The organism is Proteiniclasticum ruminis, assembly GCF_900115135.1.
GTDB classification, from domain to species: Bacteria; Bacillota; Clostridia; order Clostridiales; family Clostridiaceae; genus Proteiniclasticum; species Proteiniclasticum ruminis_A.
The window spans coordinates 202,048-219,948 of record NZ_FOVK01000004.1 but is presented as its reverse complement, the minus strand read 5'-3'; the positions used below and the strand labels follow the sequence as shown (position 1 = coordinate 219,948).

Sequence of the window (17,901 nt, the reverse complement as noted above, 5' to 3'; positions counted from 1 at the left end):
ATGCAGGATTTAAGAAAAATGTATCATAGCATAGCGAAGGTTTTGATGGAGCTACAACTGGAGATGATCCGTTTGATGAATCTGTATGATCATAGCATAGCGAAGGTTTTGATGGAGCTACAACCATAAAACGGCGTTCCTCCTACCATCTCATATCATAGCATAGCGAAGGTTTTGATGGAGCTACAACGCGCTTAGTGGCGGAGAAGAAGATGGGAAAATCATAGCATAGCGAAGGTTTTGATGCAGCTACAAATCAGGATAGAGAAGAAGTCTTTTAACAATATAATAATTATATAGCATATTCATTTAGAAGCGAGAGATTTTTTGACATTTAACAAATTATTATTATTCGTTAAATGTTATGATAAAGCCTGTATTGTATGCTGATAAAAAATAACAAATATAAATCTATTAATTCATTGGAGAGTAAGATTATGGAAAAGACAAAGGTTACAATTCAAGCTGTAGTAGATGCCACCATTGAAAAGGTCTGGAAAACCTGGACAGAACCGAAGCATATTATACACTGGAACAGTGCTTCTGACGATTGGCATTCTCCCAGTGCGGTGAATGATTTGAAGCCAGGAGGAAAGTTCAACTACCGCATGGAGTCAAAGGACGGAAGTGAGGGCTTTGATTTTACAGGGACCTATGATGAAGTGGTTCCTTACGAGAAGATCAGCTATACCATGGATGATGACAGAAGAGTCTGGACGACTTTTGCGGAAAGAGATGGGAAGACATTCATCGAGAGCATTTTTGAAGCAGAAAACACTTTTTCTGTGGAGATGCAGAAGGAGGGATGGCAGTCCATCCTGAACCGCTATAAGGCACATACGGAAAGCCAAAATGAATAAAGATGCTATAAAGATCTGTGTAAAACTCCCTGCAGTTCCTAAAACTGTTTATGAAACGATGCTGGATCCTTCAAAAATCTGCTTCTGGAGAGTGCCAAAGGAAATGAAGTGCACCATCCACGAGTTTCAGGTTTCTGTGGGTGGACGGGTCAGAATATCTCTTACGTATCTTGATGACACACAGGTTGGAAAAACAGGGGACCATACCGATACGTATCATGGGAGATTCACGGAACTTAAGCCCTATGAGAAAATTGTGGAAGAGCTCCAGTTTGAAAGTGAAGAAAAGAGCCTTAAAAATATGATGACTCTTACATTTTTACTGGAAGAGATAAAAGAAGGAACGAAGCTGACGGTCATACATGAAGGGCTTCCGGAGTCCATTTCAATGAAAGACAATGAACAGGGCTGGTTGGAAGCACTGGAACAATTGAGAGTGATTTTGCAATTGGAGTAGGAAACCATCCTTTAAGAGAACTGAATGAAATGAATGACAAGAGCAGCTTCTTTTTCAGGAGGCTGTTTTTTTGATTCACATTTTTTGTCACAGTTAAAACATAATTAGAGTGTATGATAAAGTTACAGAAATAGTGAAAGAGGTGAGATATATTGATTTCATGGTGGAAAAGACTTGCCGAATCCAACAGGAAGCAATATGGAAATAAAAAACTGGATTGTTGTGACCTGAACAAAGAGAAATAATAGAGATAATAATAGAAGGAGGCCGTTCATATGTTCCTGATACCTGTATTACTGCTGGTATTTCTATACCTGCATTACAATGACCGTGACAGACTTCATCCATCTTCAAAAGGCAACAGTGCTTTAATGAAGCTGAAGGAAAGATATGTACGTGGGGAAATCGATGAGGAAACCTATCTTAGAATGAAAACTGTCATAGAAGACTAGTGAAAAGGAGGAATGAACTATGATGTTTGGCAGAAGATTTTATGGTTCTGGAAGATACTTTGACCGGTATTTTGACAGATTCTATTATGGACATCATTTCGGTGATTTTGGTATTTGGCATATCCTCATGATGGTAGGGTTTGTATTATTAATTGTTCTTTTAGTGGTACTGATACTGAAGAAATCCAAAGGAAATAACGCCCATCCCGTTCAGGAAGATCATTTAAAGAAGATGCTGGATGAACGGTTTGTCCGAGGAGAGATCACCGAAGAAGAATATCAGCAGAAACTTCGTGTTCTCAATCTGAAGTAAAGGATCAAACTATAGACAAAATCTTGATATAACACCCCTGTCTCAATTAAATCTATAGTTCTGACCGTAAGCCTTATGTGGATGCACATAAGGCTTTTTTTAATACGATTTATTATAAAGGGGGATCAAGCTTCAACGCCAATCTATGTTCACATACAGGTGTGAGGGGTATCTTTTTTTCGTGGATTTACTGATTAATGTCCGTATTTGTGGACACCATATATCCTATACTTGACTCATAAGCCCCTGGGAGAGAGAAGGCTCATATATAGTTGAAGTTGGTACCGCCTCTTCGTAAAGCTGTTATGAGGATTCTTGAACCATGGGGCCCTATTGAGTATAGAGAGCTAAGCTTAATTTACTCATCACGCAATAGGGCCTCTTCCATTGAGGAAGAGGTCTCCTATTTGTCCACATATTTGTTACCACTTCGTCTTTCTTCTGTTACTCCTTTGACAAGTAAATTCGTTCACCAGTGCTACAATAGAATCGACAAAAAGGACCTTCATCAATAAAAGAAGGAGGCGCAACCATGAAAACAAGAAGGTTCATCCCAAAGGTTGTGGTCTCTGCGTTTTGTTTGATTCTGATCATTGTTTTTTCTGGTGTCTCATGGAAGGAGATAGAACATATACTCACAGACAGCGTAGCAGAAACAGTTGATGCGGCTGAAGTTAAAGTGACAACAGCAGATTTGAATCTTCGTACAGGTCCCGGCACAAGCTATCAGGTGATTCTTGTGATACCCAAAGGTGCTCAGGTGGAAGTCACAGGGTACAGTGGAAACTGGGCAAAGGTGAGCTACAATGGAAAGACGGGTTATGCATCCAATGCTTATCTGAAACCAGCAGCAGTGGAAATGTACTATACCACTGCAAGTCTAAACTTAAGATCTGGTCCGGGTACCAGCTATAAGGTGCTCCTCGTGATGCCCAAAGGTGCAGGCGTTGAAGTGCTTCAGAAAAATGGGGACTGGTATCAGGTTAGATATAAGGGCACTACGGGCTACGCCAGCAGAAGGTATCTGACTGCAGAAAAGACAAATACCGGTGGAACTGTCCTTTACACCACAGATGAACTGAATCTTCGAAAGGGACCAGGAGTCTCCTATGCGATCGTTGCAGTAATGCCTAAAGGATCTGAGGTAACGGTACTGAGCACATCAGAAGCATGGCCAAAAGTACGCTATAAAACATATGAGGGCTACTGCAGTCCCAAGTACCTGTCGGTGACGAAACCTACAGCTCTAGCACCTGTCCTTCATAAAGGCAACAAAGCAAGCAATGTGAAGCAGATTGCGCTCACCTTTGATGACTCAGGCTCTGCAGCGAATATCAGGTCCATTTTGAAGGCGCTCGATGCCTATGGGGCAAAAGCTACCTTTTTCCCCAATGGTGATTTTGTAAAGAACAATCCGGGGCTCATTTCAGAGATCGCAGCCAAAGGTCATGAGATTGAAAACCATGGATACAGCCATAAGAGCCTTACTGGTCTTTCGGACAGTGAAGTGAGAAATGAGATCAGACTGGCAAAGAATGCTCTTTATACTGCCATTGGTAAAACTTCCACCTTGTTAAGGCCGCCCAATGGTAGATATGATGAGAGGATCCAGAGACTGGCAGCAGAGGAAGGCATGAGATATCTCATTTTATGGTCAGTGGATACCAGTGACTGGGCCACCACCAGGTATGGTGTAACCATCACCACCCAGTATGTCATCGATGAAGCGGTAACTAAAGCAACTCAGAATGGCATCATTCTGATGCACATGCATTCTTCCAAGACTGTAGAAGGACTGCCCACGATCCTGAAACGTCTGAAGGATGCTGGATACAGTTTTGCGAGAATTTCGGATATGGTTCAGTGACGTGACGATAGAAGCCCCTTTGCTCAAAAAAGCAGAGAGGCTTTTTTTACTCCCCTGTGACTTCTACTTTCATCCGATCTGGATCTTCGAAAAAAACCGCGTAATAATCAGGTCCACCCGCATAGGGGTGCCTTTCCTCATAGAGAATCTTCACGCCCTTCTCTTTCAGTTTCAGCGTGAGACCATCAACAAAGCCTTTGCTTCCCCCATGAAAAGCCAGGTGATTGAGGCCTGCTCTGCATCTATGGTAGGGGATGTCCAAATATCTATCTTCTGTCTGTACAAATACCAAGTAGGTTTGTCCCAGGAGATAGCTGATGCCTTGAGGCCAGACTTGATATTCTTCATAGCCCAGTTCTTGCAAAAGCCATCCCCAGAAAGCCTTGCTTTTTTCCAGATCTTTCACATACAGTTCAACATGATGCAAAGCACCTTTCATATTTCATCATCCTTTCCCATGGAGCTGTTTTTCTACTTCCAGTATAAAGGATTTTTGCACAAACATCCTGCATCGGTGATATTTCTTCCAGTGGAAGCTGTATATTTTCTGAGTACTAGAGATGGTATACTGAAAACAATGAGAATGAAAGGTGTGGTGCGTATGGAGCTTAGAACTGAAAGACTGATCCTGAAGAAGCTGGATCGGCGGAATGCAGAAGATTTGTTTGTATATCGGTCCAAAGAAGAGGTGCGAAAATTTCAGAGCTTTCACCCGAGGAGTCTACAGCAGGTGGAAGAATTTTTTCAGGATCTTGCAGAGATGCCTGATATAGAAGATACCTGGTTTCAGCTCGGCATCCATCTGAAAGAAGAGAAGAAGCTCATTGGAGATCTTGGGCTTCATTTCCTGCCAGATGGCTGTCAGGTGGAAATCGGGTATACCCTGGACCCTTCCTATCAGGGAAAGGGATATGCGACAGAAGCTATGCATGAGATTCTGAAATACCTTTTTGAGAAGCTTCAGAAGCATCGCATTACAGCCTCCGTAGACCCACTGAATGAGAAGTCCATCAGGCTTTTGGAAAGACTGGGATTTAGACGGGAAGCCTATTTCGTCAAAGGACTCTTTTATGAGGGAGCATGGGTGGATGATGTGATTTATGCTATGCTGCGGGAAGAGTGGGTAGAGGGGATGAAGACAACTCAGAACAATTCATTGTGATTTATATAAAATTATAAAGAAACTACTCTTTAAATAGTAATCGGATGGATCAAGAATCAATTACAACACGTTTAACCTAAGATTGTTAAAGTATCGTTCTCTGAAACGCTAGGCTCACAATCCTTGGCTTCATTCCAGCTTGAGAAGTCACCGGAGGCATCCATGCGGGTAACAGACTGGGTGGAAATGCACTGACGGACATTCCGGTCTTTGGAAGAATCGCTGGCAAAAATGCGGCCAGTGAAAAGTATAATAAATTAGAAAAAGCAGTCTATCGGTTTCAGATAGGCTGCTTTTAAATTTACCCTTCCTTCTGAGCCAGGACGGAATCCAGCTTTTGGGGAGGACGGACTTCTTTATTGTTTTGAGGTGTAAAATCCTTGTGGGTCCATGTGTTCAGGTACATAAGATCCTGAGGTCTTAAGGAAAAATCAAAAATGTTGAGATTCTCAGTGAGCCGGTCTTTCTTTGTGGACCTGGTGAGGGGAATCGCCCCCAAATCCAGCACAAACCGAAGAAGGATCTGGCCTGGGCTCTTCCTATGATGGGCACAGATGTCCATGAACTCCGCTTCTTGGGAGATCACAGCAAGGGGAGCCAAAGGAGAATAAGCTTCTATTGCGATGCCGTGATGTCTGCAGAAGTTCATATCATCTTCCAATAGCACACCCGGATGTATGAGAATCTGGTTCACCATGGGTTTCACCGTGGCTTTTTCAAGAAGAGGCTCCAGATGTTCTTTAGAGCAGTTACACACGCCGATGGCTTTGAGAACCCCTTCATGGTAGAGCTTTTCCATGGCTGTCCAGGTGGAAAGAAGGTCCTCTTTCCAGTCGTCTTTATGCCCCATGACCACGGGCCAGTGAATGAGATATAGATCCAGATAGTCTGTCTTCAGGTTTTTCAAGGTTGCTGCTACTTCTCCTCGAACCCGGTCATATCCGTGGGCGCTGTTTCTAAGCTTACTGGTTAGAAACAGGTTCTGCCTCTCGATACCACTTTTTTCAATGGCCTCACCTATATATTCTTCATTGGCATAGACTCTTGCGCAGTCTATATGGCGGTATCCCGCCTCCAGGGCATGAAGTACGGATGAGATGCACACCTCAGGAGTTTCCAGTTTCCATGTGCCATATCCAATGGAGGGGATCCGCAACATTTTATCTATTTGTTTTGTGTTCATATTCATTCTCCTCTCGTTTTGTCTATCAGAAGAAGGGGATGAACTGATGTGAAAGGTAACGGATTCCGGGGAAGAATCCTATGGCTATTATAAGGGTTTCTACTTCGATTTCAAAGAGAGGTCAGAAAGAATATGTCTGAATACGCTTTTTCTTCCGTGAGAATCAGGCCAGAATACCTGAAGTAGAACTGCTTCTGAAAACATCTTCATATATAAATATAAAAAGAGAACATAATGTCGTATAATATAGGTAATTATGTTTGGAATCATGTAGGAGGGGCTATGAAAATTTCAGGGTTAAAAGAATACGTATATCAGGAACTGAAAAATAAACTGATCATGAATCAGTTCAAGCCTGGGGAGAGAATCTGGGAAGAACACTTGGCAGAAGAACTTGGGGTCAGCAGAACCCCAGTCCGTGAAGCCATCAATCAGCTGGTGGCAGAAGGGTTCATCGAAAATCGGCCAAGAAAAGGAATCTTTGCGGCGGAGATCACAAAAGATGAGCTGAGAAAAATGCTGGATGTGCGCCTGGCGCTGGAAAGTCTCGCCATTAAAGAATGCTGCAAGAATATTACAGAAGAAGAAATGAAGGATCTGGATGCCATTTACCATACCTTTGCCAAAGCTCTGGAAGATGAGGAATACAATAAAGCCAGCCAGTGGGACAGTGAAATCCACCGCTTCATCGCTCAAGTGGCCAACAATAAAAAGCTTGCGGCTTATGTCAATGACATTCAGGATGTGTTCGCCTATACCAGAGGATATAACATCAAATGGACCAAGGAGAAAGCAGACCGCTCCATACGGGAGCATAAAAAAATCATTGAAGCCATCAAGAGCCGCAATGAAGAGGTGGCCATTGAGATTGTCCGAAAAGACATTGACTCCATGCGAGAGCTGCTCAGTGAAGAATAACCCATAGAGGATGCGAAAGCATCCTTTCTTTTTTTGTGGTAAATCCTATGCTGCGATTATGCATTCTAAGAAAAATTGATATTTTGATTTACAAAATATCAAAATATAGAAACTAAACTTTATTTTTCACAAAAACAGTGAAAAATCACATGAAATGGTTTGCAAATGGAAAGGTTTTCGGTATAATGAGGTTGTCTTATAAATTATACATTATACATTATACATTATAATCTATAAGAAATTGGGGATTATAGAACGGGATGTGAAAAGTTGAAGATATCAGGTTTGAAAGAATATGTGTACCATGAACTGAAGAAAAAGCTCATGGAAGGACACATCAAACAAGGGGAGAGAATCTGGGAAGAACAGATTGCTGAAGAACTAGGGGTCAGCAGAACACCGGTCAGAGAAGCCATCAACAGGCTCATTGCAGAAGGGTTTGTGCAAAATGAGCCACGAAAAGGTATTTTTGCCGCGGAGATCTCCAAAGAGGATCTCATTAAAATGCTCGATATCCGCATTGTGCTGGAAGCGCTTTCTGTGGACATCTGCTGCAGAAAAATCACAGACGATGAAATCATCGAGCTTCAGAACATCTATCAGGAATACACAGAAAAGCTGACAAAGAAGGATTTTGCCAAAGCAAGCCAGCTGGACAGCAGAATCCACAAGTTCATCGCTAAGGTTTCAGAGAATTTGAAGCTCATGGAGTACATCAATGACATACAGGATTTTTTCACCTATACCAGAACAGCTTCCGTGCTCTGGGACGAAAGAAAAATCAAGCGCTCTCTGGAGGATCATAAAGAACTGGTAGAGGCGATCTCTGAAAAAAATGGCGAGAAAGCAAAGCTGCATATAGAAAAAGATATTTATGCCATGAAAGAACTGCTCATGGGGTAGAGGGAAAAAGGAGAGGACGAAATGAGGTTATGTTATCAGGTGGCGACTCCAGATGTACGTGTGGATGAATCCGTTACAGCGTATCAGGGGCCTCTGGAGAAGAGCTTGCGTGAACTTTCAAATTTGGGATACCAGGGGGTGGAGTTTATGACGCTGAACCCGTCAGAGCTGAACTGGAAAGAAGTGAAAGAACTTCTTGAAAAGTATCAGCTGAAAGCGGTACTGGTGTGCACTGGAGAAATCTTCGGGCAGCTGAAGCTTTCCTACACCCACAAAGAAGAGGCTATCCGAAAGGAAGCCATCAAACGAACCAAAGAAATCATGGATTTTGCAAGTTATCTGGGGGCGGACATCAATATTGGCCGAATTCGGGGACAGTACTGCAAGGAGCTCACAAAAGAAGAAACAGAAGCCTATGCGGTGGAAGCTTTCAAAGAGATCAGCCACTATGGGGAGGAGAAAAAGGTGAGAATCGCCCTGGAAACGGTGACCATCATGCAGACGAACTTCATTAATACGCTGGAAGAAGGTCTCGACATGGTAAAGCGGGTAGATAGGAAGAATTTTCAGCTGATGCTGGATGTGTTTCATCTGAATCTGGAAGAGAAGAATCTCTATGAAGCCATCCGGACCTACAGTCCACACAACATCCATGTGCATCTGGCAGACAACAACAGAAGATATCCTGGACACTGCGGACTGGATTTTGACAAAATCCTCGGTACCTTCAAGGAATGCGGGTATGAGGGAAACTTCTCCACAGAGATTTTCCAGATCCCAAGCCAGGAAGAAGCAGCGCAAGGCGCCATAGAACATTTGATGCCCATCTTAAAAAAGTATTACGCATAAGAACAAAGGAGGAGATGTAGAGATGACAGAGGAAAAAGTTCATGAGCTGAAGAAACTGACCCACAGATTTAGAAATGATCTCATTGATATTCTGTATGATATCCAGACAGGACATCCCGGAGGGTCGTTGTCCGCAGCAGAGATTGTCACAACACTGTATTTTGACAAACTTCGTGTGGATCCGAAAAATCCGAAAATGGAGGGAAGAGACCGGTTCATCATGTCCAAAGGGCATGCATGTCCCATTCTTTACCTGAATATGGCAGAAAAAGGCTACTTTCCCAAGGAAGACCTGAAGACACTGCGCCAGATGGACAGCCATCTGCAGGGACATCCTTGTGCCCACAAGACACCAGGGGTGGAGCTTTCCGCAGGACCTCTTGGTCTGGGCCTTGGTGCAGGACTTGGTATGGCTCTGGGCGAGAAGATGAAAAAAACAGACGGGTATGTCTATGTGCTTCTTGGAGACGGTGAAGTGCAGGAAGGCGGAATCTGGGAAGCAGCCATGGCTGCTGCAAAATACAAAGCAGACAATCTCATTGCCATTCTCGACCATAACGGAGTGCAGCTGGATGGCACATTAGAAGAAATCATGTGCATCGGAGACATCGCAGGAAAGTTCGAGGCTTTTGGCTGGGAAGTGCTTCACTGTGATGGCCATGACATTGCTTCTTTCTCCAGTGCCGTGGAGGAAGCGAAGGAGACCAAGGGGAAACCCATAGTGATCATCGCGAAAACGGTCAAAGGAAAAGGCGTCTCCTTTATGGAAGGAAAGAACATCTGGCACGGCAAACCCATCTCCCCTGAGGAGTATAAGGCGGCCAAGCTGGAACTGGGAGGAGAGAACTGATGGAGAAGAAGATTGCAATCCGGGATGCTTATGGTGAAGCCTTACGAGATCTCGGCAAGAAAAATGACAGCATCGTTGTGCTGGAAGCGGATGTGGGAGGATCTTCCAAGAGCATCCTCTTTGGCAAAGAGTTTCCAGAGAGATATTTCAATGTAGGAATCAGTGAGTTCAACATGGTATCCATGTCCACAGGATTTGCCTCCCAAGGCATGATTCCTTTTGTGAACACCTTTGCAGTGTTCATGACCACTCGGGGCATTGATCCCATCCAGACCCTCATTGCCTATGATGAGATGAATGTGAAGCTGGCAGGAACCTATGCAGGGCTTTCCGATTCCTATGATGGTGCAAGCCATCAGGCCATCACCGATATCGCTTTTATAAGGTCCATTCCCAATATGACCATAATTTCAGTCTGTGATGCGGTGGAGACCAGAAAAGCGGTGGAAGCTTCAGCAGCCTATGATGGTCCAGTGTATCTGAGACTGAGCAGAGCACCAGCGCCAGTGATTTTTGATGACTCCTATGAGTTCCAGATTGGAAAAGGCGTCACCTTGAGAGAAGGCAGCGATGTGACCCTTGTGGCCACAGGAACCATCCTACATAAGGCGCTGGAAGCGGCAGAGCTTCTCGCTTTGGAAGGAATTGAGGCAGAGGTTCTGAACATCCATACGGTGAAACCTATAGATGAGAATATTCTGGTTCAGGCGGCAAAGAAAACAGGAGCCGTGGTCACAGTGGAAGAACACAGCATCCATGGAGGACTTGGCAGCGCAGTGGCGGAAGTCCTTGCAAGAAAATGTCCGACGCCGATGCAGTTTGTAGGAGCAGAAGAATTTGCAGAATCTGGAGACTACGAAGCCCTTCTGGAGAAGTACGGATACAGTCCAAAAGCAATTGCGGAAAAGGCTAAAAAAGCCATGGAAATGAAATAAGAAAGAATGAGGTAAGAACATGAGAGAATCCATACATAAATATTTTAAAGTCGGTGTCATCCAGTTTATGAGTTATCCCAACGAGGATCTTCTGGAGTCCCTCCGGACCATCGCAAGAGATGACTACTTTGATGCTATAGAAATCAAAGGATTTCCAGATGAAAAAATGAGAGAAGAGGCTGTAAAGATTCTGAAGCAGTCCCACCTGAAAGTCTGTTATGGTGCACAGCCAAGAATTCTTGGACCGAAGCTGAATCCCAACGCCATTGTTGAGGAAGAACGCCTGAAAGCGGAAAAGACGCTGATGGAAGCTCTGGATGAAGCAGAAGTGCTGGGGGCAAAAGCCATCGCCTTCCTGTCTGGAAAATGGAATCCGGAGACCAAAGAAGAAGCTTACAGCCAGCTGCTCAAAACCACCCGGAATGTCTGTGATTATGCAGCCAAGAAGGGCATGGATGTGAACCTGGAAGTCTTTGACTTTGACATGGACAAGGCAGCCCTCATCGGACCTGCACCGTATGCGGCAAAGTTTGCAGCGGACATGCGCACCACCCATGCCAATTTTGGACTCATGGTGGATCTGTCCCACTTCCCAACCACCTATGAGACATCGAAATTTGTGATTCAGACGTTACGCCCTTATATCACCCATTTCCATATTGGAAATGCTGTGGTGAAAGAAGGTTATGAAGCCTACGGAGACCAGCATCCAAGATTCGGATATCCGGACAGCGCAAATGATGTGGAGGAACTTCTGGAGTTTTTGAAGGTGCTGAAAGAAGAAGGATTCTTCAACGCTGAAAATCCGTATGTGCTTTCCTTTGAAGTGAAGCCATGGAAGGATGAAGATCCTGCCATCATCATGGCAAACAGCAAGCGCGTGCTGAACAGAGCCTGGGCACTACTAGAAGACTAGAAAACGAAGGAGGACTTACTTATGAAAATTGTAATACTGGACGGATATACAGAAAATCCAGGAGACCTTTCCTGGGAGGGATTTGAAAAGCTTGGAGATCTGACTGTGTATGATAGAACACCTGAGGAACTTATCGTAGAGAGAATTGGTGATGCGGAGGTGGTTTACACCAACAAGACGCCCATCACCAAGGAAACCATCGATGCCTGCCCGAACATGAAGTTCATCGGCGTTCTGGCCACAGGCTATAATGTCATCGATGTGCTGTATGCCAAGGAGAAGAATGTGCTGGTTTCCAACATACCTACCTACGGTACAGATGCTGTATCCCAGTTTGCCATAGCGATGCTGCTGGAGATGAGCCATCACATCGGACTCCATTCTGATGCTGTGAAAGACGGCGAGTGGACAAGCAATCCGGACTGGACCTTCTGGAAGAGACCTCTTATTGAGCTGGCAGGTAAAACCATGGGAATCATTGGATTCGGCAGAATCGGCCAAGGCACTGGACGGATTGCTCAGGCTCTCGGCATGAAGGTTCTGGCCTATGATGCCCATAAGTTTGATGAGCTGGTGTCTGATTCCTGCAGATATGTGGAACTGGATGAGCTCTTTAGAGAATCTGATGTGATTTCTCTTCACTGTCCGCTGTTCCCTGAAACACAAGGCATCATCAATAAAGAGAACATCGCTAAGATGAAAGACGGCGTGAAGATCATCAACACCAGCCGTGGACCTCTTGTGGTGGAACAGGATCTTGCTGATGCGCTGAACAGTGGAAAAGTAAGCGGCGCAGGCCTTGATGTGGTTTCTACAGAACCCATCCGCGCAGACAATCCGCTCCTGACAGCAAAGAATACGTACCTCACACCTCATATCGCCTGGGCGCCCAAGGAGTCCCGTCAGAGACTCATGGACATTGCGGTGAGCAACCTCAAGGCATACCTTGAAGGTGCTCCTGTGAACATTGTCAACGGTTAGCCGTGTTTTCAGAAAGAAACACGGGAGGGGGTAGCAAGATGAGAGTAGTGGTAGCAATGGACTCCTTTAAAGGAAGCCTCACCTCTCTGGAGGCGGGAAATGCGGTGAAGAAAGGAATTCTTCAGGCCGCTTCCTGCGAAGTAGTCGTGAAGGCTCTGGCCGATGGCGGAGAGGGAACCACAGAAGCTTTTGTGGAAGGCTATGGCGGTGAGATCATCACAGTGACTGTAGAAGGACCTTATGGAAGAGCCGTAGAAGCCACCTATGGCTGGCTGAAGGACAAACAGATGGCCATCATGGAGATGGCGTCTTCCTCAGGGATCATGCTGGCAAAGAAAAGTGAGATGAATCCACTAAAAGCCAGCACCTTCGGATTCGGGGAGATGATCCTTGATGCCGCAGGGCGGGGCGCAAGAACCTTCCTTCTGGGCATTGGGGGCAGCGCCACCAATGATGGAGGACTTGGCATGCTCACAGCCCTTGGGTATGAGTTTCTGGATGAAAAGGGAGTCCCTGTGGATAAAACAGGGGAATCCTTAGGAAAGATCCGCTCTGTTTCCTTTGAAAAGGTGCATCCGCTCATTTCTCAGTGCACGTTCCAGGTTGCCTGTGATGTGAACAATCCACTTCTGGGTGAGCGAGGAGCCACGGCGGTCTACGGTCCGCAAAAAGGGGTTACAGCAGAAACAGGGAAAGTCCTGGAAGAAGGTCTTCTGAACTTCTCGAAGGTGACAAGAGATGCTCTTCATAGAGACCACAGTGCATCCTCTGGAGCTGGCGCTGCGGGAGGCTTAGGCTTTGCACTTCTCAGTTATCTCAATGCAGAGCTGAAAGAAGGGGTCAAGCTTGTGCTGGAGGCTGTGAAGCTGGAGGAAGATGTGAAGCATGCGGACATCATCTTCACAGGAGAGGGCCGCATCGACGCCCAGAGCTCCATGGGGAAAGCACCCATGGGTGTCATGGAGCTTGCGAAAAGACACAACAAAAGAGTCATTGCCCTTGGAGGCAGTGTCACAAAAGATATTGCTAAACTCAATGAGCTGGGTATGGATGCCTGTTTCTCCATTCTTTCAGAAGTGGTTACTCTAGAGGAAGCCATGAACAGAGAAACTGCAGAACGGAATCTTCAGCAGACTGCCTCACAGATCATGAGACTTTTAGTTTAAAATTGGGGGAAATGTGATGTTAAGACTAAACACAAAAAAAATACTGCCCGTGGTCTTTATCGCCTTAGGTGCTCTATTTATGGGAGTGAGCCTGAGTCAGCTGGGCTTTTGGGTGGATGGTCCAGGACCTGGTTTCTTTCCTTCCATCATCTCAGCGGTGATGATGGTCATGGGGGTAGTAACCTTCTTCCTGACACTGAAAGACGACACAAAAGCGAAGTTCTTAAAAGAAGAGCTTTTGGTCATCTACGCAGGCATCGGCATCTTTGCCGGAACCTTTGTCATTGGATTTGTACCGACCATTCTTGTATATCTCTTCCTGTGGCTGAGAGTCTTTGAAAAAATCAGCTGGAAAGTGAGTGCTGTCATTGTAGCCATTGCCATGCTCATTACCATGGGCGTCTTCGGTACTTGGCTCGGCATCCAGTTTCCTATGGGACTCTTGGAAAATTTTGTGGGATAGGGGGAGAAAAACATGGAAAATATTGAACTGCTACTAAATGGGTTTATGGTTGCGTTCTCACCAATGAATCTGGGGGCTGCACTTCTTGGTGCCATCCTTGGACTCATCGTTGGGGCCATGCCCGGGATCGGATCTCTGGCTGGGGTAGCGCTTTTGCTGCCGCTGACTTATAAATTCAATCCCACCACCGCCATCATCATGCTGGGTGCGCTTTACTACTCCAACATGTATGGTGGAAGCTTCAGTGCCATTCTTCTGAACATCCCTGGAGATTCTCCAGCGGTGATGACGGCTCTGGACGGCTATCCCATGGCCAAGAAGAAAAAGAGGCCTGGACAGGCCCTCTTCACGGCCAACATGGCCTCCTTCATCGGAGGAACCATCGGCATGATCATCCTGACCTTTGCGGGTCCCGCTCTGGCAAATCTTGGGCTGAAGTTCGGGCCTTCGGAGATGACGGCCATCCTCCTCATTGCCATGACCTCCATCAGCTGGCTGGTGGGTGAGAATCCCATCAAGGGCGTACTCATCACCATGCTGGGAATTCTACTTGCCAGCATCGGCATGGATACCCTTTCTGGAGCGCCAAGATTTGATTTTGGCAACATGTACCTTCTGGGCGGTATTCCCTTTACGCCTTTTGTCATTGGGACCGTTGGGTTCTCCCAGGTGATCAGTCTCATGAGTGAGAGAAACAAGAAAGTGGAAGAAAAATTCGAATCCAAACTTTCGATCAAAGGCAGCATGCTGACAAAAAGAGATGTGAAAAGGCTCCTTCCACCTGCCTTACGATCCGGATTCTTGGGCACCTTTGTGGGGGTACTGCCAGGAGCAGGAGCCACCACAGGTTCTTTCATGGGCTATGCCATGCAGAAAAAGTTCAAGAATGAGGAGCCTTTAGGAACAGGAGCTGTGGAAGGCATTGCAGCCTGTGAAGCGGCCAACAATGCCGCGGCCGCTGGTGCCTTTGCACCACTTCTGGCCCTTGGCATACCAGGTTCTGGAACCGGCGCAGTGCTTCTTGGAGGACTGATGATGTGGGGACTGAACCCAGGTCCACTGCTGTTCCAGAATGAGCCGGAGTTTGCCTGGGGGCTCATCGCCTCTTTGTTCATCTCAAATATTATCACGTTAACCATCGCCATCTTGGTGATTCCATTTTTAACAAAGATCATTTCAGTACCGACCCGCTATATGATTCCCATCATTACGGTGGTGTGTTTTGTGGGTGCATACAGCACCACCTACTCCATGTATGGTGTGTTTGTGATGCTGGCTTCCGGAATTCTCAGCTACTTCCTTCAGAAGAATGATTATCCGGTGGCACCAATGCTTCTGTCCTTTGTACTGGCTCCACTTTTGGAGTCCAACATGAGAAAAGCCTTCATCATTTCCGGTGGAAGCCTCAATATCTTCTTCACAAGACCCATTACTCTTGTGCTGATGATTGTGTTTATTTCCATCATAGTAGTTCCTGTGCTGAGAAGCATATTGTCAAAATTCGGGGTTAAGAAAAATCAAAGTGTTCCAAATTAAATTCAAATATATTATTGGGGGTACATTATGAAAAAGAAAATCATCTCACTACTGGTTGGGGCTATGTCACTGGCGGTTCTTCTCACAGGCTGCGGCGCGAAGGAAGGCGGAGCATACAAACCCGCATCCAACGTCACCTGGATTGTCACCAGCGGACCTGGAGGCGGAAGTGATATTTTCACAAGAATGATCAGTGATATCATGACTACAGACAAGATCGTCGACAGCACCTTTGTTGTAACCAACAAGACCGACGGCGGCGGAGAAATCGGACGTAATGAAGTGGCAAACACCAAAGGCAATAAGGCCAATGACACCTTGCTCACCTTCAACAGCGGAGACTTAATGCCTATGGTTCTCAATACCAAGAACCGATCCGAGAACTTCAGAATTCTGGCCATCATGGCGGTGGACAAGCAGCTGATCTTCAAAGGCACTGAAACAAAGTATGAAACCTTCAAGGATGCCATCGAAGCGGCGAAGAACGGAGAAAGTGTTGTCATCGGCGGATCCAAAGGAGACGATATTGCGACCTACGAAGCCATGGTAGAAGAGATTGGGGTTTCCAAAGACAATATGAAGTTCATTACCCATGACTCTACAGGAGACGCCATCACTGCAGCTCTTGGTGGACACGTTGAATTTGTCATCTCAAAGCCTGCAGCAGCGGCGCAGTATGTGGAAGCTGGTTCCCTCATTCCAGTGCTGGCGCTTTCTAATGAAAGATACACAGGAAACCTTGCAGATGCGCCAACCCTTAGCGAAGTTGGGGACTATGACAATGTGGAAATTCCAGTGTGGAGAGGCGTAGCGGCTCCAAAGGAAATGAGTGATGAGGCAGTGGCTTACTGGACAGAAGCACTGAAGAAGGTTTCTGAGACAGACAAATGGAAGAACGACTATATCGACAAGAACAAGCTGATTCCAGACTACAAAAATGCGGCAGATGCCACCACTTATGTGACCACCTATGAAAAGGACTTTATGGCGGCCAACAACATTAAGTAAGAAACCAGGATCAGGCAGGGAAATCCTGCCTTTCCTTTCACAAATGAGAACAAATGGAGGACGAATATGGAGATGAAACCAATCATCGGTCTCATTCTGGGGGATGCCTCAGGAGTGGGTCCTGAAATTATTGCAAAACTTGCGGCGAATGGATTTTACGAGGAGCACTGCCGTCCTGTGGTTCTGGGAGATGCCAGAATTCTGGAGATGGGTGCAAAAGCATCTGGAGTAAAGGTACCGATGGAGATCATCGGAAGCATCAGTGAAGCGACCTGGGAAAATGGAATCCCTGTGCTGGATCAGAAGAATCAGGATCCTTCCACGGTGGCCTACGGTACGCTAACGAAAGAGAACGGTAAAGTCACACTGGATCTTCTGAAGCTGGCCACAGATCTTTTCAAAGCAAACGAGATACACGGATTCTGCTTCGGTCCCTTAAACAAGTCTGCAATGATCGAGGCGGGCTGTGCCTTTGAAAGTGAGCACCATTATCTGGCGCATCTATTCGAGCATACTGCTCCATTTGGGGAAATCAACCATGTGGATAATCTTTGGACCACCAGAACCACCAGTCACATTCCGATCAAGGAGGTCAGTGAGAATCTCACAGAGAATAAGATTCTCAGAGCTATGACTCTGGCCCATGAGACTTTGAAAGCCGCAGGGATTGAAAACCCTAGACTTGGCGTTGCTGCGCTCAATCCTCATGGAGGGGAACATGGTAAGTGTGGTCGAGAAGAGATTGATGTCATCGAACCGACCATCAGAAAGGCCAATGAGCAAGGCATCCGTGCCATGGGGCCCTATCCTTCAGACATCCTCTTCATCAAGGCATTCCGTGGGGATTTTGACGGCGTGGTGACCATGTACCATGATCAGGGACAGATTGCGCTGAAACTGAAAGGTTTTGACCAGGGCATCACCATTGCAGGAGGACTTCCTGCACCGATTGTCACCTGTGCCCATGGAACGGCTTATGACATTGCTGGAAAAGGCATCGTGAAAACCTCTGCTTTTGAAAATGCAGTGAAGATGGCTTCCAGAATGGCTGTCCATTCCGTTCTGTAAATGATAGAATAAAA

At 45.9% G+C, this 17,901-nt stretch carries 21 protein-coding genes; 19 read left to right on the top strand and 2 right to left on the bottom strand.

Annotation, left to right across the window (positions count from 1 at the left end; genetic code table 11):
- Positions 1–437: 437 nt before the first annotated feature.
- The 6 genes from BM243_RS08585 to BM243_RS08565 all read left to right on the top strand — a co-directional run bounded on the left by BM243_RS08585 (position 438) and on the right by BM243_RS08565 (position 3,949).
- Positions 438–860 (top strand): SRPBCC domain-containing protein, encoded by a 423-nt coding sequence (locus BM243_RS08585; protein WP_074911958.1) that lies wholly within the window; start codon positions 438–440, stop codon positions 858–860.
- The gene (locus tag BM243_RS08580) at positions 853–1,317 is read left to right on the top strand and encodes an SRPBCC domain-containing protein (RefSeq protein WP_074911957.1); all 465 of its coding nucleotides are present in this window, start codon (positions 853–855) and stop codon (positions 1,315–1,317) included. Before BM243_RS08585 ends, BM243_RS08580 begins: the two co-directional genes overlap by 8 nt.
- Positions 1,318–1,469: 152 nt before the next feature.
- Positions 1,470–1,562: an LDCC motif putative metal-binding protein gene (locus BM243_RS15575; RefSeq protein WP_431602446.1), complete on the top strand. Its 93-nt coding sequence runs from the start codon at positions 1,470–1,472 to the stop codon at positions 1,560–1,562.
- A 30-nt stretch (positions 1,563–1,592) separates the two neighbouring features.
- Entirely contained in the window at positions 1,593–1,769 is a 177-nt protein-coding gene (locus BM243_RS15050; protein ID WP_083422707.1) for an SHOCT domain-containing protein, read from the top strand.
- 19 nt (positions 1,770–1,788) lie between these two features.
- Positions 1,789–2,082 (top strand): SHOCT domain-containing protein, encoded by a 294-nt coding sequence (locus BM243_RS08570; protein ID WP_074911956.1) that lies wholly within the window; start codon positions 1,789–1,791, stop codon positions 2,080–2,082.
- Between the two features lie 532 nt (positions 2,083–2,614).
- Positions 2,615–3,949 (top strand): SH3 domain-containing protein, encoded by a 1,335-nt coding sequence (locus BM243_RS08565; protein ID WP_074911955.1) that lies wholly within the window; start codon positions 2,615–2,617, stop codon positions 3,947–3,949.
- A gap of 46 nt (positions 3,950–3,995) precedes the next feature.
- Here the strand turns inward: BM243_RS08565 and BM243_RS08560 are convergent, their stop codons facing one another.
- Positions 3,996–4,388, bottom strand: coding sequence for a VOC family protein (locus BM243_RS08560; RefSeq protein WP_074911954.1), 393 nt, complete (start codon positions 4,386–4,388; stop codon positions 3,996–3,998).
- Positions 4,389–4,550: 162 nt separating this feature from the next.
- Between BM243_RS08560 and BM243_RS08555 the strand changes: the two genes are divergently transcribed.
- Positions 4,551–5,111, top strand: a complete 561-nt coding sequence (locus tag BM243_RS08555) for a GNAT family N-acetyltransferase (protein WP_074911972.1) — start codon at positions 4,551–4,553, stop codon at positions 5,109–5,111.
- Positions 5,112–5,412: 301 nt separating this feature from the next.
- Here BM243_RS08555 and BM243_RS08550 read toward each other — a convergent pair whose 3' ends face one another.
- Positions 5,413–6,294: an aldo/keto reductase family protein gene (locus BM243_RS08550; RefSeq protein ID WP_074911953.1), complete on the bottom strand. Its 882-nt coding sequence runs from the start codon at positions 6,292–6,294 to the stop codon at positions 5,413–5,415.
- Between the two features lie 282 nt (positions 6,295–6,576).
- On the opposite strand from BM243_RS08550, the gene BM243_RS08545 reads away from it, so the two are divergent.
- The 12 genes from BM243_RS08545 to BM243_RS08490 all read left to right on the top strand — a co-directional run bounded on the left by BM243_RS08545 (position 6,577) and on the right by BM243_RS08490 (position 17,887).
- A complete protein-coding gene (locus tag BM243_RS08545; protein ID WP_074911952.1) occupies positions 6,577–7,212 on the top strand; it encodes a GntR family transcriptional regulator in 636 nt (211 codons plus the stop codon).
- A gap of 270 nt (positions 7,213–7,482) precedes the next feature.
- Entirely contained in the window at positions 7,483–8,115 is a 633-nt protein-coding gene (locus BM243_RS08540; RefSeq protein ID WP_083422704.1) for a GntR family transcriptional regulator, read from the top strand.
- A 21-nt stretch (positions 8,116–8,136) separates the two neighbouring features.
- Positions 8,137–8,964: a sugar phosphate isomerase/epimerase family protein gene (locus BM243_RS08535; RefSeq protein ID WP_074911950.1), complete on the top strand. Its 828-nt coding sequence runs from the start codon at positions 8,137–8,139 to the stop codon at positions 8,962–8,964.
- Positions 8,965–8,986: 22 nt separating this feature from the next.
- Complete coding sequence (locus tag BM243_RS08530; RefSeq protein ID WP_074911949.1) at positions 8,987–9,814, top strand: transketolase; 828 nt, start codon at positions 8,987–8,989, stop codon at positions 9,812–9,814.
- Positions 9,814–10,749, top strand: coding sequence for a transketolase family protein (locus BM243_RS08525; RefSeq protein ID WP_074911948.1), 936 nt, complete (start codon positions 9,814–9,816; stop codon positions 10,747–10,749). The genes BM243_RS08530 and BM243_RS08525 overlap by 1 nt, the downstream gene beginning before the upstream one ends.
- Before the next feature lie 19 nt (positions 10,750–10,768).
- Entirely contained in the window at positions 10,769–11,665 is an 897-nt protein-coding gene (locus tag BM243_RS08520) for a sugar phosphate isomerase/epimerase family protein (protein WP_074911947.1), read from the top strand.
- Between the two features lie 21 nt (positions 11,666–11,686).
- A complete protein-coding gene (locus tag BM243_RS08515) occupies positions 11,687–12,646 on the top strand; it encodes a D-2-hydroxyacid dehydrogenase (protein ID WP_074911946.1) in 960 nt (319 codons plus the stop codon).
- Positions 12,647–12,684: 38 nt separating this feature from the next.
- Positions 12,685–13,812 carry a glycerate kinase family protein gene (locus BM243_RS08510; RefSeq protein WP_074911945.1) on the top strand — a complete coding sequence of 376 codons (1,128 nt, stop codon included), beginning with the start codon at positions 12,685–12,687 and terminating at the stop codon, positions 13,810–13,812.
- A gap of 16 nt (positions 13,813–13,828) precedes the next feature.
- The gene (locus BM243_RS08505; protein ID WP_074911944.1) at positions 13,829–14,275 is read left to right on the top strand and encodes a tripartite tricarboxylate transporter TctB family protein; all 447 of its coding nucleotides are present in this window, start codon (positions 13,829–13,831) and stop codon (positions 14,273–14,275) included.
- A gap of 12 nt (positions 14,276–14,287) precedes the next feature.
- On the top strand, positions 14,288–15,811 hold the full coding sequence (locus tag BM243_RS08500; protein WP_074911943.1) for a tripartite tricarboxylate transporter permease: 1,524 nt from the start codon (positions 14,288–14,290) through the stop codon (positions 15,809–15,811).
- A 27-nt stretch (positions 15,812–15,838) separates the two neighbouring features.
- Positions 15,839–16,819: a Bug family tripartite tricarboxylate transporter substrate binding protein gene (locus BM243_RS08495; RefSeq protein ID WP_074911942.1), complete on the top strand. Its 981-nt coding sequence runs from the start codon at positions 15,839–15,841 to the stop codon at positions 16,817–16,819.
- Between the two features lie 66 nt (positions 16,820–16,885).
- On the top strand, positions 16,886–17,887 hold the full coding sequence (locus tag BM243_RS08490; RefSeq protein ID WP_074911941.1) for a PdxA family dehydrogenase: 1,002 nt from the start codon (positions 16,886–16,888) through the stop codon (positions 17,885–17,887).
- Positions 17,888–17,901: the final 14 nt, after the last annotated feature.

Excerpts from the sequence above, each read along its gene's own strand:
- BM243_RS08585 (WP_074911958.1), top strand. The coding sequence starts at position 438 with ATGGAAAAGACAAAGGTTACAATTCAAGCTGTAGTAGATGCCACCATT.
- BM243_RS08580 (WP_074911957.1), top strand. The coding sequence starts at position 853 with ATGAATAAAGATGCTATAAAGATCTGTGTAAAACTCCCTGCAGTTCCT.
- BM243_RS15050 (WP_083422707.1), top strand. The coding sequence starts at position 1,593 with ATGTTCCTGATACCTGTATTACTGCTGGTATTTCTATACCTGCATTAC.
- BM243_RS08570 (WP_074911956.1), top strand. The coding sequence starts at position 1,789 with ATGATGTTTGGCAGAAGATTTTATGGTTCTGGAAGATACTTTGACCGG.
- BM243_RS08565 (WP_074911955.1), top strand. The coding sequence starts at position 2,615 with ATGAAAACAAGAAGGTTCATCCCAAAGGTTGTGGTCTCTGCGTTTTGT.
- BM243_RS08560 (WP_074911954.1), bottom strand. The coding sequence starts at position 4,388 with ATGAAAGGTGCTTTGCATCATGTTGAACTGTATGTGAAAGATCTGGAA.
- BM243_RS08555 (WP_074911972.1), top strand. The coding sequence starts at position 4,551 with ATGGAGCTTAGAACTGAAAGACTGATCCTGAAGAAGCTGGATCGGCGG.
- BM243_RS08550 (WP_074911953.1), bottom strand. The coding sequence starts at position 6,294 with ATGAACACAAAACAAATAGATAAAATGTTGCGGATCCCCTCCATTGGA.
- BM243_RS08545 (WP_074911952.1), top strand. The coding sequence starts at position 6,577 with ATGAAAATTTCAGGGTTAAAAGAATACGTATATCAGGAACTGAAAAAT.
- BM243_RS08535 (WP_074911950.1), top strand. The coding sequence starts at position 8,137 with ATGAGGTTATGTTATCAGGTGGCGACTCCAGATGTACGTGTGGATGAA.
- BM243_RS08530 (WP_074911949.1), top strand. The coding sequence starts at position 8,987 with ATGACAGAGGAAAAAGTTCATGAGCTGAAGAAACTGACCCACAGATTT.
- BM243_RS08525 (WP_074911948.1), top strand. The coding sequence starts at position 9,814 with ATGGAGAAGAAGATTGCAATCCGGGATGCTTATGGTGAAGCCTTACGA.
- BM243_RS08520 (WP_074911947.1), top strand. The coding sequence starts at position 10,769 with ATGAGAGAATCCATACATAAATATTTTAAAGTCGGTGTCATCCAGTTT.
- BM243_RS08515 (WP_074911946.1), top strand. The coding sequence starts at position 11,687 with ATGAAAATTGTAATACTGGACGGATATACAGAAAATCCAGGAGACCTT.
- BM243_RS08510 (WP_074911945.1), top strand. The coding sequence starts at position 12,685 with ATGAGAGTAGTGGTAGCAATGGACTCCTTTAAAGGAAGCCTCACCTCT.
- BM243_RS08505 (WP_074911944.1), top strand. The coding sequence starts at position 13,829 with ATGTTAAGACTAAACACAAAAAAAATACTGCCCGTGGTCTTTATCGCC.
- BM243_RS08500 (WP_074911943.1), top strand. The coding sequence starts at position 14,288 with ATGGAAAATATTGAACTGCTACTAAATGGGTTTATGGTTGCGTTCTCA.
- BM243_RS08495 (WP_074911942.1), top strand. The coding sequence starts at position 15,839 with ATGAAAAAGAAAATCATCTCACTACTGGTTGGGGCTATGTCACTGGCG.
- BM243_RS08490 (WP_074911941.1), top strand. The coding sequence starts at position 16,886 with ATGGAGATGAAACCAATCATCGGTCTCATTCTGGGGGATGCCTCAGGA.